The 15242-nt window shown below is 60.6% G+C and carries 11 protein-coding genes and 2 pseudogenes; 6 read left to right on the top strand and 7 right to left on the bottom strand.

Going from position 1 to position 15242, the window contains the following annotated elements; translation table 11 throughout:
- From MFF13_RS24175 to MFF13_RS24165, 3 genes and pseudogenes are all read right to left on the bottom strand, one after another.
- A pseudogene (locus tag MFF13_RS24175) lies at positions 1-285 on the bottom strand (GGDEF domain-containing protein); the annotation flags it as partial.
- 207 nt (positions 286-492) lie between these two features.
- Positions 493-1122: a FecR family protein gene (locus MFF13_RS24170; RefSeq protein ID WP_238273139.1), complete on the bottom strand. Its 630-nt coding sequence runs from the start codon at positions 1120-1122 to the stop codon at positions 493-495.
- A gap of 36 nt (positions 1123-1158) precedes the next feature.
- Complete coding sequence (locus MFF13_RS24165; RefSeq protein ID WP_238273138.1) at positions 1159-1521, bottom strand: PilZ domain-containing protein; 363 nt, start codon at positions 1519-1521, stop codon at positions 1159-1161.
- Between the two features lie 174 nt (positions 1522-1695).
- Here MFF13_RS24165 and MFF13_RS24160 point away from each other — a divergent pair, with 174 nt between their 5' ends.
- Positions 1696-2091, top strand: a complete 396-nt coding sequence (locus MFF13_RS24160) for a DUF3307 domain-containing protein (protein ID WP_238273137.1) — start codon at positions 1696-1698, stop codon at positions 2089-2091.
- Positions 2092-2103: 12 nt separating this feature from the next.
- On the opposite strand, the gene MFF13_RS24155 is transcribed toward MFF13_RS24160, so the two are convergent.
- Positions 2104-4257: a CHASE2 domain-containing protein gene (locus MFF13_RS24155; protein ID WP_238273136.1), complete on the bottom strand. Its 2154-nt coding sequence runs from the start codon at positions 4255-4257 to the stop codon at positions 2104-2106.
- A gap of 170 nt (positions 4258-4427) precedes the next feature.
- Here MFF13_RS24155 and MFF13_RS24150 point away from each other — a divergent pair, with 170 nt between their 5' ends.
- Complete coding sequence (locus MFF13_RS24150; protein WP_238273135.1) at positions 4428-5702, top strand: EAL domain-containing protein; 1275 nt, start codon at positions 4428-4430, stop codon at positions 5700-5702.
- A gap of 738 nt (positions 5703-6440) precedes the next feature.
- Positions 6441-8477: a TonB-dependent siderophore receptor gene (locus MFF13_RS24145; protein WP_238273134.1), complete on the top strand. Its 2037-nt coding sequence runs from the start codon at positions 6441-6443 to the stop codon at positions 8475-8477.
- Positions 8478-8764: 287 nt separating this feature from the next.
- On the opposite strand, the gene MFF13_RS24140 is transcribed toward MFF13_RS24145, so the two are convergent.
- Positions 8765-8977 (bottom strand): tautomerase family protein, encoded by a 213-nt coding sequence (locus tag MFF13_RS24140; protein WP_238273133.1) that lies wholly within the window; start codon positions 8975-8977, stop codon positions 8765-8767.
- Positions 8978-9038: 61 nt separating this feature from the next.
- The gene (locus MFF13_RS24135) at positions 9039-9809 is read right to left on the bottom strand and encodes an SDR family oxidoreductase (RefSeq protein WP_238273132.1); all 771 of its coding nucleotides are present in this window, start codon (positions 9807-9809) and stop codon (positions 9039-9041) included.
- A gap of 101 nt (positions 9810-9910) precedes the next feature.
- Here MFF13_RS24135 and MFF13_RS24130 point away from each other — a divergent pair, with 101 nt between their 5' ends.
- Both MFF13_RS24130 and xoxF5 read left to right on the top strand, forming a co-directional pair.
- Positions 9911-10360 (top strand): winged helix-turn-helix transcriptional regulator, encoded by a 450-nt coding sequence (locus tag MFF13_RS24130; protein ID WP_238273131.1) that lies wholly within the window; start codon positions 9911-9913, stop codon positions 10358-10360.
- Positions 10361-11707: 1347 nt separating this feature from the next.
- A complete protein-coding gene (gene xoxF5, locus MFF13_RS24125; protein WP_147763044.1) occupies positions 11708-13513 on the top strand; it encodes a lanthanide-dependent methanol dehydrogenase XoxF5 in 1806 nt (601 codons plus the stop codon).
- Between the two features lie 839 nt (positions 13514-14352).
- Here the strand turns inward: xoxF5 and MFF13_RS24120 are convergent.
- Positions 14353-14442: pseudogene (locus tag MFF13_RS24120) on the bottom strand (integrase core domain-containing protein); the annotation flags it as partial.
- Positions 14443-14684: 242 nt separating this feature from the next.
- On the opposite strand from MFF13_RS24120, the gene lanM reads away from it, so the two are divergent.
- Entirely contained in the window at positions 14685-15080 is a 396-nt protein-coding gene (gene lanM / locus MFF13_RS24115) for a lanmodulin LanM (protein WP_147763045.1), read from the top strand.
- Positions 15081-15242 lie beyond the last annotated feature (162 nt).

Raw genomic sequence — 15242 nt, 5'->3', positions numbered from 1 at the left:
CTGATCAGTGAGGATTGGTATTAGTTTCGGCACGCCCGGGGCGTGCAGGTTGTCGGCGGCACCGCGCAACGAAAGATCGTAGAGCTCGATGTTGCGAGCGATATCACGTTCGAGAACCTGAAGGAGATTTTTGGATGTTTGCTCTGCCTTGTCCCAGGCATCCTGACGAAGGGCGAGCAGCATGAATGCGGACACCGCCATCATTCCGATAGGAGCCAGAACGCTCAGCGCGATCCAAATCCGAGCGGAGTTTAGCCGCCGTCCGAAGCGATGCACGGACGCCATTGACGATCTCATGAGAGCTCAATCACATACATACAGACATATAATGACATTTGTGATTAAATATTCACTCTGGCTCGATCAATAAAACTATAAACAACGCGTTTATTCAGATGACTGCGCCGATCCAATGCGAATAGGATGATTCGGTTCGGCGAAATACTTCTCCGCCGACCCGATCGGTTTATCATTTGAGCTCAGGCCGACTAGTCACTGCGGCTTGGCGAAACTGATCGTCTGCACGGCTCGGGTCGTGCGATCCTCTGGCCACGGGCCGGCCTGCATTGGGGCCTTGCCGCCGTAGATCATCGTACCTTGACCCTTCTTTAATAGGACCTTGCCGCGATTGGTCGTAACTTCAACCTCACCATCGAGCACCAACACGCCATAACCCTTGTCGATCTGGCCACCCCAAACAGTGGTACCGCGCACGCCTAGCGTACCGACGGGGGTCTCGATGACGACGTTGCCGCCCGTCGGTCCTTCGACCTTTCCGCCCACGAACAAGAAGGCGCCCTGTGCGACCTTCACGCTCATCGCGCCGCCGAGATAACCCGGCTTGTAGACGAACTCATCGACCGTCATGCGGCCCTTCTCGCCGAGCGTCAGCACGGTGCCGTCTTCGAGCTTGGCTTCCAGCCTTGCTCCGGGGCCGGTGCGCAGTTTGTCTTTGAACAGTAATGGGCCGGTCGGCGCCAAGGCACGCGTTTCGTGGCCCTGGCTTGCGGTCGCATCGGCCTGGACCTTTTCAATCGCGCCGATCGTTTCCGGAGCTGCAAGTGCCGGTAGTCCGGTCCCCACCATGGCAATTGTCAGGGAGACGATACAAAGTCGATTCATGAGCACACTCCGAGCGTGGTGGCACTAACAACGGGTTCAGGAAAACGAGCCGGTCCGGCGGCGCGTATCGAGACGCGTTCGGCGATCGTCGTCATGGACTGCGCTCTTGGTCTCGGTCGAGACAGCCGGCTGAGACGGGAGCTTGGCGATCTTCTCGACGACAGCAACAACGCTATGCTCGCCTCGCCAAACTTTCCTCACCTGAAAGATCAGGCTCCGCCCAACAATTTTTAGGACGAAAATATCTGGAAGATCCAGTTCGTTTTGAACTCTAATCTTCATTGCAGAGGAAGATACGTCTGTTACGGTACACGGGCGATCGATACCGTCGGCAAGCCGAATGACCGCGATCCAGGAAATTTCGGTTTTCTCGTCTCGCGGCAGCTGAAGTTCGCTCATATGATCAGACTCGGATTAGACCTAAACATCATAAAACAAATGGATTAATTATTCATCAATAAGGCTGCCTGCTCACAAATTCGAGATATTGGCTCCTATTGTCGCGCCTTCATGTTAGCACCTCATTGATGCGGACAAAGTAAAGCTGCCGGACCGCGACCAGTGGAGGGGTCCATGCCAGCCTTCGATACGACCGTTCCCCTCGGGCCGCTGACTGCGCTGCTCCTGGTCATGGCTGCCAAGCATTACCTGATCGACTTCGTCGCGCAGACCGAGTGGATGGCCCGCGGCAAGGAGCGCGTTATAGGTTGGCAAGCGCCACTCGGCGTTCATGTCGGCTCACATGCGCTTGCCACTCTCGGCATCGCGCTGCTGTTCAAGCCGACGCTCTGGTGGATCGCGCTCGTGGACTTCGTCGTTCATGGACTGATCGACCGCGGCAAGGCCGTGGCGTCGCATCGTTTACGTTTTGCGATGACCGATCCGCGGTTCTGGTGGCTCATGGGGTTCGATCAGTTCCTGCATCAGGTCACGAACGTCGCGCTCGCGGTTCTTCTCGTCCTGGGCTGACAGTGCCGGTTTTCAGGCGGCCATAAGCGCATCGCACTCGCCGGCTCTGATGCGGCGTGCGTGCAGTGCGAGGATCGGATCGTTCGGATCGGCGGCGTGCAGGCTGAGCAGATCTTGCAGCGCGCCGGCATCGCCTGCAACCATCCGACCGAACGCGTCGAGATAGTTGGCTAGCGCCCCGGTCGGCTGCGTGGCGGGTTCGAACACGTCGACGCCGACCGACTTGCCCTTCAGCATCAGCGTTCCGACGGGTCTGAAGACGTGTGTCGAGACGCGTTCGACGGTGGCGCGCGCGATGCAGATCCGTGTCCCGAGGGTCTTGTTGGCCGCCTCGAGCCGTGCCGCGGTGTTGATGGCGTCTCCGTGAGCGGTGTAGTCGAAGCGCCGCGACCCGCCGAAATTTCCGACGACCGCCATCCCGGTGTTCACGCCGATGCGCGTGATGCCGAACGCGATCCCCGCTGCGCGCTGACGGAGCTTGAAGGCTTCCGCGAACGAATCGAGCGCGAGCGCGCACCGCACGGCGCGCTCGGGGTGATCGGGCTGATCGAGGGGCGCGTTGAACATGACGTGCACCGCGTCGCCGACGATCTTGTCGACCGTGCCGCCGTGCTCCATCGCGATTGAACACATCCCGTCCAGGTAGTCGTTCAACAGTTGCACGAGCGCCTCAGCACCCGCCGCCTCGGTCATCGCCGTGAACCCTTCGAGGTCGGTGAACAAGAACGTCATCTCGCGGGACTCGCCGCCTAGCTTGAGCCGGCCGGGATCGTTAGCGAGCGCGGCGACGAGGTCGGGCGAAAGGTAGTGCGTGAAGGCGGCGCGCAGCCGGCGCGACGCGCGCTCCGTGCCGGCGTAGCGGACCAGGATGGCTCCGGCAAAGCCGAGGGCGACCGAGAGGCTGGGCAGCGTCGGATCGAAAAGCAGGTCGGCGCGGGTGAACGCGGCCCACGCGATCAGGCTCGGAACCACGATCGTCGACGCCGCCATCAGGGCTGATACGCCGAAAGGCGCAAGAGCGCCGGCAAGCGCGACCGCGAGGCCAAGGAGAAGCGCCACGCTACGCTCAGCCCCGGATGCCCAGACCGGACGGACGAGATGCTTGCCGGTCAGAGCCTGTTCGAGGGCGATGGCGTGCAGATCGACGCCCGGCTCGAACGGGGTCATCGGTGTCGGCCGTAAGTCGGACAGGCCGACCGCGCTGGTGCCGACGAACACGGCTGCCCCCTTCACCTCGTCACGCAACTCGGCGCGGTGATCCGAGTCAAGCAGCCGCCAAGCCGAAACGGTCCGCGACGATCGCGGAGCGGGGAAGCGCAGTCGGAGCGAGCCGTCGGCATCGAGCGGGACGTCGATGTCGCCGACACGGACCGTGTACCCGGTCAGCGTCTCGCCGACGCGCTCGGCGCGCACCTTGAACGTGTCTTCGTCCTGCAGCACCCGCAACGCCTCCAGGGCGAGCGACGGCACCAAGCGACCGCCGACGAATGCGAGCATCGGCAGACGCCGGGTGATTTCATCCGTGCCGGCCTTGATCGAAAAACTGCCGTGGCCGTCCGCCGCCGCGTCGAGCACAGGTACGTTCACAACCGCACCCTTGAAGTGCGGGATCTGCTCGAAGTTGGCCGAGCCGATCACCGCGAATGCTGCGACGCGTTCCGGAAGCCCGACACGCACATCATCAATCGGCGCCAGACCCGCCACCACCCGCCCGCGCGCGAAGGCTTCAGCCAACACGGCATCGTGGTTCGGCAGCGGGGATGGCATCGCCGAGGCTTGGAAGCCGAAACGCTGTGCCCATTCCGGGATGAGGCGTGACGGCGAGGTCCGATCGGGCTCGGCAAAGACCATGTCGAGAGCGATGGCGCTGGCACCGAGATCCTGGAGCGCGGTTACGAGGTCGGCGACGACGGTGCGCGGCCACGGCCATTGGCCATGTCGGGACAAGCTTTCCTCGTCGATATCCACCACGACGACCGGGGCCGCGCTTGGCTCGCGCGGGGAGAGCCGTTGCATCGTGTCGGCGGCGAAGTTTTCCAATCGCGCGAACGGTGCTGGCAGCGCCGCAGCGAGCATAAGGAGCGCCACGATGGCGCCCGCCCCTGCGAAGCACGGGGCTGTCCACCGCTTGAGCGTTCGCGGCGAGCGGATGAGCGGTTCAGACATCGCCCTGCGGTCTCCCCATCCGGCTTCCGGAGACCATCGCAAGCCGACGCTGATAAGCGATTAAGAATGCGGATCGACGGCGAAGAAGGCATCAGTTCTTTTGCTTGGCTTAAACATTTGTCCGCTACAGGCTTTTAGACGGTAGAAACGGCCGTTCGGGGTGCCCGGTGGTGAACGCGCTGTACACGACACTCGACCGCAGGCTGGTGCCGGCAGGATCGCTCCTGTTCACAGCTGGCCAGCCCGGGGATGCGGCTTACCTGATTGTCAGTGGCCGGCTTGAAGTCTTCCTGGAGCGGCCGGACGGCGATCTTGTCCTGGCTCAACGCGGCCCGGGCGAGATCGTCGGCGAGATGGCGATTCTGGACAAGCGTCCGCGTTCGGCTTCCGTGCGCGCGTTGGAAGACAGCGCCCTGGTCGCGATCACCGAGCAGCAGCTCGCACACCGCATCGCCGAGACCGATCCGATCCTTTGTATGTGCCTCGGTGTCGTGCTGGATCGATACCGCGAAACCGTTGCCTTGCTCGAACATATGAAGGGCTCGGCGCCACCACCTGCCGAAGCCAAGTCGCATTCGCCGAGCGGACCGACCGCGAACGACGCGTTCACGTCCGCGCTGAACACGCTCGTCCTCGAGCGTGAGATCCGCGATGGCGTGAGAGCTGGTCAATTCGAAATGCACTATCAGCCGATCGTTCGTCTGTCTTCTCGACGGCTGGCCGGCTTCGAGGCATTGATGCGCTGGCGTCATCCACACCGTGGAATGGTCCCACCGGTCGAGTTCATTCCGGTTGCCGAAGCGTCCGGATTGATCAGCGAGCTCACCGCCTTCGCCCTCGCAGAAGCCGGGCGCGTGCTGCCGGAGTTCATGCTGGCCGCGATGCGGAACCTGTCTTGGATCGAAAACCAGCTGTTCATGAGCGTGAACGTGTCCGGTCACGATCTGGCAGCCGCCTCGTTCCCTCAACTGATCGCCGATCTCATCGCCCGGACCGGAATCGAACCCGATCGCCTCAAGATCGAAGTTACCGAGAGTATGCTGATGCGGGATCCCGAGCGCGCGGCCGCAGCGTTGGCGGAATGCCGGCTGACAGGCCTCGGTGTCGCCATCGATGATTTCGGGACCGGATACTCGAGCTTGAGCTACCTGAGCACGCTGCCGATCACGACCCTCAAGATCGACCGAGCCTTCGTGCGCACCCTTCTGACTGATCGCACCAGTCGCCGTATCGTTCAGACCATCCTGCGCCTAGCCGACGATTTGGAGATCCCCGTCGTCGCAGAAGGGATCGAGCAGGTAGAAGAAGCGGATCTGCTGACCGAGATGGGCTGCGCCCTTGGCCAAGGCTATCTCTTCGGCAAGCCCATGCCGCTCGACTCGTCTATCGCGACGACCCGCAGCTGGGCTGCACTTGCCCCCACGAAGCAGCGTGCACGTATCTGACTTTGGGGCACATTGCTCTACGTCGCAAGATCAATGATTGACAACTACGGCGTCACTGGGTCATGCACAACGCAACCGGTTTACCTAATATAGGTGAATTACTGGTCAAGCTGCTGGTCCTACTGAGATGTAGAATTTGCCGTTCTTAAATTTTCACCCAAGACTAACGAGGTGCGTAAGTTCGATATCGACGGCCGCATCATCTGGTGCAGCGGCTGCACAATCCGTCTGCTATTGCAAAAAAGACGTTCGAACGTCGAAAAAGCTCGAAGCCGCAGATGATCGCGATATGATCGCGTGTCCATTTGCGCGCCTGGGCTCCCCGAAAGCAGACCGTCAACAAACCACCCAAGCCAGTCGTAGAGCGGACGGACGGGTCTCGACTTATCGTTGCTCCTCAATCGCCCTGATCACTGTTACGCTAGGGCCACACGCGAATGCATAAGGGCTGGATTTTTAGAATGATTCTAGATGCATCATAGGCCTCATTGAAGCTTCTACAAACAACCTCTGTTCACATAGATTAATGCCGCCTTGACCGCATTTGTTTCTGGATTGTAACGAAGCCGCCTCAATAAAGGTTGGTTTTCGTCTGTGATTCTTGCACGCCCAAACTTCCGAAGCGTAATCCATCTCGCAGCGTCGACCGCGTTAGTATTATTAGCGCAATCAGGCTCGCTAGTCAGCTTCGGACCCAGTTCCGCGGTAGCCCAGCTTGCAACCGACGCTTCGCAGGAGGTGCAGCTCGACGAGCTGTCCGTCGTAGGCAATGGCGGAACGGCTAACGGGCCGCCCCGCAAGGTGGATGGCTACCTTGCTCGTGAGAGCGTCAGCGCGACACGTACCGACACGCCTCTTCGCGAGGTGCCTCAGACCGTCGTCGTCGTGCCGGACAGGGTTCTTCAGGATGCCGCCGCGACGCGGGTCGACACGGCCCTCGACCTCGCCGGCGTCGGCCGGGCCAATAACTTCGCGGGCCTTGGGCTGACGGAGTTCACAATCCGCGGCTTCAACACCGGCGAGTATTACCGCAATGGGTTCCCGATCAACCGCGGCTTTCCGAACTCGCCGGACGTGGTCTCCATCGAGCGGATCGAGGTGCTGAAGGGTCCCTCAGCCTTCCTCTACGGCCGCGGCGATCCCGGTGGGACCTTTAACATCGTCACCAAGCAGCCGCTCGCCGAACGCGCCCTTGCGATCGGCACGCAGTACGGCAGCTTCAACCAGAAGCGCAGCACCTTCGACGCCACCGGCGCTCTCGATGAGGAGGGGCGGGTGCTCGCTCGTATCACGGGGGCCGTCGAGGATAATGGCAGCTTTCGCGACTTCGTGAGCGGTGACCGCTTCTACCTCGCCCCCGTCATCGCCTGGAAGCCGACCGCCGACACCACGATCACCCTGGAGGGCGAAGTGGTGAGCACCGCGACGACCTTCGACCGGGGCGTCGTGCCGATCAACGGCAACATCCGCGCCCTGCCACGCAACCGCTTCATCGGCGAGCCCGGCATCCCGCCGGTGCGCAACGACAACGCTCTGGGGCAGCTTCGCATCGAGCACAGGCTCGACTCGAACTGGGTGGTGACGGCCGGCGCCCAAGCCCTCGGCGGGCGCCTATTGGGCGACGGCGTGGGCGCCATGAACGTCCTGCAAGACGGCCGCACCCTGCGCCGTACCTTTGAGCACCGGGACCTGAGCTGGTCCGACATCGACCTGCAGCTCAACCTCGCAGGCAAGTTCGAGACCGGTCCCTTCCGGCACACCTTGTTGATGGGCTTCGAGTACGACAGCTACCAATACCGCGAGGTTTTCGACCGCTCGAACGCGAACCTCTTCCCCTTCACCCTCGACCTGTTCGCCCCACGCTACGGACAGGCCGCGCGGCCGCCGCTCGCCTCGATCACCAACTTCCTCCAGAACACGGAGAGCTACGGCGGCTACGTTCAGGACCAGATCGACATCACCCCACGCCTACATGCGCTCGTGGGCGTGCGCGTCGAAAGCCTCGGCCTGGTCTCGACCGACTACCGGACCGGACGCACCACGAGCCTGCAGGACATGGTCGCGACGCCGCGCTTCGGCCTTTCCTACGATCTTGCGGACACGGTCTCGCTCTACGGCAGCTATGGTCGCTCCTTCCTGCCGAACACCGGCACGAACCGCGCGGGGCAGCCCTTCGCCTTCCAGCAGGGCGAGGGCTATGAGGTCGGCACCAAGCTCAGCCTGCTCGATGGGCAGCTGAGTGCCACGGCAGCCGTGTTCGACATCCGCCGCACAAACGTCCTCACTGTCGATCCGGTCGATCCGAACTTCAGCGTTGCAGCCGGCGAGGTCCGCAGCCGGGGCTTCGACCTGACCGTCGCCGGTTATCTGGCGCCCGGCTGGCGGATGATCGGCACCTACACTCATGCCGACGCCGCCGTGGCTCGCGACAATACGCTGCCCGTGGGGACACGGATCGCCAACATTCCCGCCGACACCCTTGCCCTGCAAAGCGTCTACGAGTTCCAGGGGGCGGAGCTGCGCGGCCTCGGCCTCGGTGGTGGCGTTACCCATGTTGGCGCACGGCAGGCCGGGACGGCCCTCTCGACCTTCCGTCTGCCAGACTACACGGTGTTCAACCTGATCTCGTATTACTGGATTACGCCGCAGGTGCGGGTCTACCTCAACGTCGACAACCTGCTCGATACCACCTACTACGACCGCGCCTTCCAAAACCGCTACGCCACACCCGGTACGCCGCGCACGATCATGGGCGGGGTCGCAGCACGATTTTGATGTCCACCGCTGCAAGGAAGCGGCATTCCATGGTGGATCACCGGCCTGTGAGATAGCTGCGTCCGCTGGAATGCTTGAGCCGCCTGAAAGCGGACTGTCAGTGATCGATTTAACCAAGTCGTAGGAGGGATCGTGCATCCCCGGAGACAATCGCAGGACTTGTATCGTTTAAGCCGTAAAGGCCGAACGAAGTGTTACATTAATTTTAGACTGTAAGAAATTCTATAATGCTTTGCGCTAATGCAGATTTAGGTGGGCCGCTAGTCCTATCGGCGGCCCACCTGCGATTAGTCTTTCGAGCGATATGCATCCGGTATGACGAACACTTCATCAGCTCGGGCGTAGCCGCCATCCTTGACCTCTTCGATCAAGACCATGGTGTGTGGTCGAACGGCCTCACTGAAGTAATCGACGAACAAGTTGGTCACCTTGTGGACGATCTCTTCCTTCTGCGCCCGGCTGAGCGCAGCCTCCGGGACCTTGATGTTAGCGAACGGCATCAGACTTCTCCACGGTGGGTGAACTGAACGGTGGCGTGGTAGGCGTCCCCGCCCACTGGCCTCAGCGCTGCTTCTCGCGGGCCTTGCGGACGGCATCGTTCAAGGTCGTCACAGCCTCGTCGAAGCGGTGCTCCGCTTCGGCGTTGCGCTGGAAGGCGACGCGCTGCACGAGGATCTCAGGCGGCGTCGGCTGGTGCTGGAACAGAGCCATGACCTCATCGATGAAGTCGGCCAACGGCAGGTAGCCTTCGCGGTTGGCTTGGCCGGGCGTCAGATCGGTTTGAACCGCCGGAGGCACCAGTTCGATCACCTCAACCCTGCCCTTCAGGACTTCGCGCAACGAAACCGTGTAGCTGTGAATGGCGGCCTTCGATGCCGAGTAGGTCGGTGTCGCCGCCAGGGGAACGAACGCTAGTCCGGAGGACACGTTGATCAGCACGGCGTCAGGGCGCGCGAGTAGATGCTCGATTAAGGCGTCCGCAATCCGGATCGGGCCGAGCAGGTTGGTGGTGATCGTCGCCTCCGCGTCTGAGAGGTCTCGGGTCTGATCCAGCGTCTCGAAGCGCATGATCCCGGCGTTGTTGATCACCACGTTCAGGGCTGGATGCTCGGCCACGACCCGCTGCGTGAATGCGACGATGTCCGCGGCGTCCGAGATATCGAGCGGCAAGGCGTGGATGCCTGGGCGGCTGCTGGCGACCTGTTCCAGTGCCTCCACCCGACGCCCGGCGATGATGACGGTGTTGCCTAGATCGTGAAAGCGATGTGCAAGAGCCTCCCCGATCCCGGAGCCGCCTCCGGTGATGAGGATCGTGTTGCCTGAGATGTTCATGACGGCGACCTTCGTTGTTGTCGCCGAAAAATTATCGGTCACGCTCTCCAGACTGAAGTAGGCACCAAAAAGATTTGTACTTACCAAAAGGAGAGCGTCGGATGCGTAGGGCTACCCCGGACCCCATGATCGAGGCACGACGGAGGGGGCCGATCCCAAAGGACGTCGATCCGACGATCGAGGTGCTGGTGAATGACATTATCGCCAAGGTGGCCGACAAGTGGACCATGCTGATCCTTGAGGCTCTGGACGAGCATGGCACCCTACGGTTCACGCAACTCGGCAAGGCGGTGGGTCGGATCAGCCAAAAGATGCTGACGCAGACGGTTCGGCAGATGGAGCGGGATGGTCTTGTGCGACGTACCGTGCATCCGGTGATCCCGCCGCACGTGGATTACACGCTGACGCCACTCGGCGAGAGCTTGGGGGCGGCGTTCTGTGGTGTGTGGATCTGGGCTGAGACCCACCACGCAGAGATCGAGCGCGCCCGTCGGGCGTTTGCAGCGGCGGGTGAAGCGTCCGATGTGTCCGCTTGCATCGAAACACCGTGATGGCCGAGAGCTGTTAAAAGTGTTTGCGGGCCCTGACCCTTCCCTGGAAGCGGACATGCCGCATTCGACCCAACTTCGCCGTTGAACGTATTCTACCGGGAGCCTGAAAGCGGACGTCACGCCCTGGCAATGCCAGGCAGGGTCGCCAAGGAATCCGCGAGCGTATCGACCAGCATGCGGATGCCTTTGATGCGGGTGCGACCGGGCACGACCAAAAGCGAAAGGGGGAGCCGACGGCAGCGGCGGGAACGGCAAGGATGGTCATGGGATGGCTCCACTCGGATGAAGGGAGCCACGATCGTCCGCCCAGGCCGGGCGACGCTCAATCAGCGCAGGGCGCTCGTCTCAATCCGCAAACCTAGAAGCTGCCACCCATCCCGCGAAAGCGGGTTCGTTCATCAACCCATATCGGCCGTCGGTTTTTGATTCACTAGGCGACCCGCAATTGGAGATTCTCAGCTTCCGCAAAGGGGCGTGTCCATGCTGTTCATTACATCCGCTCGAGGCAGAGCCTAGTCAGAAAGAACACACGGACCACGATCTGCCGGAGCATCAGCGGCGACGCAATCGAACCTTGTTCCAGCGTCGAGCTATAGGCAAATTTCTCGGCTGTCCATAATCCTGACAACGTACTCCGCGGTGACAGCGCAAGATATAGTGCTATCTTATAATATATATAAATAATTACATCTGTTATTAGTCAATTTCAATATCAACCCTAACAACATTTCTCATATAGGAAAGAAAAATTGCCGAATTATCCCGACTGTTGACGGGCACGCAGAAATATTACACTCTGAAGAACTTGCGAGATCTCCGAAGTTTGCCGAGGCAATCTATGGAGCAGAACACCTTAGAACAAAGAAAAAACGGCGAGAGCCTTTCGGCCTCGCCGTTGGAGTTGGAGTGGTCAAGAAGCTCGCGAGCGGTCGACCCAAGAGCTAAACGACCCCTGTCGCGAGATGAAAGATAGGTATTCAGATGAAAGAGTCAATCAGAATCGAATAATTTAAGTTCATAGCGAAAATATTTGTTCGATACGTGCGATTGCGTATATTATTCTTGAGCCGAATTAACCGGGCCTGAGAGCGCTTATCTATTGATATTAAGCTATTTTTATGGTGATACGTTTTCTTGTTGCACTTATGAAAAACTTATTGTGCTTGATTTAAATTATGTCTACTGATGATAACTCCTGTTGTGGCCTGCATCAATGTAGGTGCGTAGCAGGGTTGGTGGTTTGCGGTCCGCGCAGCCGATCACTGGCAACGACCAGACCTAAACCAGAGACGTGATTTAGGACGGCGTGACCCTGCGCGGTGTCTTGATCCAGGTTCGGAGGAACCCATGAAAGCGGTACATCTTCTCGCACTCGGCGCGAGTGTCGCGACGTTTGCCATGCCGGCATCGGCGAACGACGATCTGATGAAGCACCTGGCGAACCCCGCCGAGCAGGTTCTTCAGACGGTCGACTACGCCAACACGCGCTATTCCAAGCTCGACCAGATCAACGCCGGAAACGTCAAGAACCTGCAGGTCGCCTGGACCTTCTCGACCGGCGTGCTGCGCGGCCACGAGGGCTCGCCGCTCGTGGTGGGCAACATGATGTACGTCCACACCCCGTTCCCGAACATCGTCTACGCGCTCGACCTCGACCACGAGGCCAAGATCGTGTGGAAGTACGAGCCCAAGCAGGACCCGTCGGTGATCCCGGTGATGTGCTGTGACACGGTCAACCGTGGCCTGGCCTACTCCGACAACGCCATCATCCTGCACCAGGCCGATACCACGGTCGTGTCGCTCGACGCCAAGACCGGCAAGGTGAACTGGTCGGTGGTGAACGGCGACCCGAAGAAGGGCGAGACCAACACCGCCACGGTTCTGCCGGTGAAGGACAAGATCATCGTCGGCGTCTCCGGCGGTGAGTTCGGTGTGCAGGCCCACGTCACGGCTTACGACGCCAAGACCGGCAAGAAGGTCTGGCGCGGCTACTCGGTTGGCCCGGACGACCAGATCCTGGTCGACCCGGAGAAGACCACCTACCTCGGAAAGCCGGTCGGCAAGGATTCTTCGCTGAAGACCTGGGAAGGCGACCAGTGGAAGACCGGCGGTGGCAGCACCTGGGGCTGGTACTCCTACGACCCCAAGCTCGACCTGATGTACTACGGCTCGGGCAACCCCTCGACCTGGAACCCGAAGCAGCGTCCGGGCGACAACCGCTGGTCGATGACCATCTGGGCGCGTAACCCCGACACGGGTATGGCCAAGTGGGTGTACCAGATGACCCCGCATGACGAGTGGGACTTCGACGGCATCAACGAGATGATCCTCACGGATCAGAAGGTCGGCGGCAAGGAGACCCCGCTGCTGACCCACTTCGACCGCAACGGCTTCGGCTACACCCTGAACCGCGCCACCGGCGAACTCCTCGTCGCCGAGAAGTTCGACCCGGTCGTCAACTGGGCCTCCAAGGTCGATATGGACAAGGGGTCCAAGACCTACGGCCGGCCCCTGGTCGTGTCGAAGTACTCCACCGAGCAGAACGGTGAAGATACTAACTCCAAGGGTATCTGCCCGGCGGCCCTCGGCACCAAGGACCAGCAGCCTGCTGCGTTCTCGCCGAAGACCAACCTATTCTACGTGCCCACCAACCACGTCTGCATGGACTACGAGCCGTTCCGGGTGACCTACACCCCGGGCCAGCCCTACGTCGGTGCGACCCTATCGATGTACCCCGCGCCGAACAGCCATGGCGGCATGGGTAACTTCATCGCCTGGGACAACATCGAGGGTAAGATCAAGTGGTCGAACGCCGAGCAGTTCTCGGTCTGGTCGGGCGCTCTCGCTACCGCCGGCGACGTGGTCTTCTACGGCACGCTGGAAGGCTACCTGAAGGCCGTCGACGCCAAGTCGGGTAAGGAACTGTACAAGTTCAAGACCCCGTCGGGCATCATCGGCAACGTGATGACCTACCAGCACAAGGGCAAGCAGTACGTCGGCATCCTGTCGGGTGTCGGTGGCTGGGCCGGCATCGGCCTCGCGGCCGGCCTGACCGACCCGAACGCCGGCCTCGGCGCGGTGGGTGGTTACGCCGCCCTCTCGAGCTACACCAACCTCGGTGGCCAGCTCACCGTCTTCGCCCTGCCGAACTAATCGGTCGCACGAAACGGCTTGAAATGAGTGCCGGCGCGGGTTTCCGCGCCGGCATTCTGCGCTTATGGCTCGGGTTCTCATGATAAAATCAGCGTTCTGCCTGTGCGCTACACTTTGGACAATAAATGGTCCGGCCTCTGCAGCACAAATCAATCAGGAGGCCTTTGGCTGTAAAGCGTTGCATTATGCTCAGGATCTGACGGCGTTACAGCACGGTGGCGATAAGAGTGTGTTGCGAACGCGGCTCGGGAAGTATCTGCGCGCCGGAGAGTGCCGCATGTGGGCAACGGGTGAGGAGGTCACCATCGAGGATGAGAATGATGGCCTCGTATGCATCGCGGTTAAGGGCGCCAGCCATACTTGTTATTGGTCAAAATATATAATCTTAAATAAATTATAATTTAGAGTTGCATTGTCGTTTATTTCTTCGAGAATGAATGTGGTCCAAGATCGCTGTCGGATAGAATTTATCATTACTTATTATCCGCTCTCAATTAATAGTTCGCTGACTATATCGAATTTGAAGTTCCCGCCGCACTTCTTCCTTTACTTCTTCTCGGACAGCATTGCTTTCGATCTTTTGAAGCAGGCTTTCTCTTGTGTGACCCTTGAAGGGCCGGGCAGACTGCCACCGGCGCCGTACCATTCCGCTGATTGACTCAGTCAACATATCGCCCCCCTTGTGGGCGAGCCTGATCTAGATCGAGGAAGGCGACCCCGCCTGAGGGGAGCGGAACCGCCTCCGCGGATTGATCAGGCCCCACGCGTTGGTACAATGGTAAAATTACTGCACGATTGGCCGCCCGGCCTACCGAAGAAGGCTAGCACGAACACGTAAGTGCCGGCGGCCGGTATGCCAGCGATGCATGTGGGCGCATGCGGTTCACGCGGTAGTAGTGACGCCTCCACCTTTCGATCACTTCTCGTGCGAACCTCGTTTCGCGTTAGCAGCAGGCCCCGCAGCCGCGCCGGCACACATCCACTGCCTCACTGGCATACCGTGCTCCATAAAAAACCGACAGACTGGCTTGCCAGATTTTCCCGGGTAGATTAGGCAATAGCCTGCGTAAGCGTGACTCGACTCGGCACGACTCTCCGTTTCGAAGGCTCAGGCGCGACGACGTCTTGAACTCGCAGACTGTGACTCAATCTGACCTAAGGATATCTCTCGATGACCTATCGCCTACCTTCCGCCCTGTTTGCCACCGTCCTCGCCATCGGTGTCGTCGCCCCGGCGTTCGCCGCACCCGCCACCGTTGCGGCGTTCGATCCCGACAAGGACGGCACCATCGACCTCAAGGAGGCCCAGGCCGCCGCGTCCATGAAGTTCGACATGCTCGACCCCGACAAGGACGGCACCCTCGACGCCAAGGAGCTTACCGGCTTGATGACGGCCGCCGAGATGAAGGCCGCCGACCCAGATAGCGACGGCACCCTGGACAAGAAGGAATACCTCGCCGTGGTGGCCGCGCGCTTCAAAGCCGCAGACCCGGATGCCGAGGGCACCATCGACGCCAAGGAGCTCTCCTCGCCCGCCGGCGCTTCCCTCGCGATGTTGCTGAAGTAGGGTCGCCTCACGGGGCGGCCGCCACTCAAGGAGATCCGTATGTGGATCAACCTTGTTCTGCCGGCCACCTCGTGATGTTGACAAGCACCGGGCCTGACCAGGCTACACCGAGATCGGGCGGATCCCGACGCTGAGGTATCGCAGAGTCGTCGGCACGTTTTC

The organism is Methylobacterium cerastii, from assembly GCF_022179125.1.
Taxonomy (GTDB): Bacteria; Pseudomonadota; Alphaproteobacteria; order Rhizobiales; family Beijerinckiaceae; genus Methylobacterium; species Methylobacterium cerastii.
The sequence above is the reverse complement of the archived record's forward strand: the minus strand, read 5'-3'. Positions and strand labels throughout refer to the sequence as shown.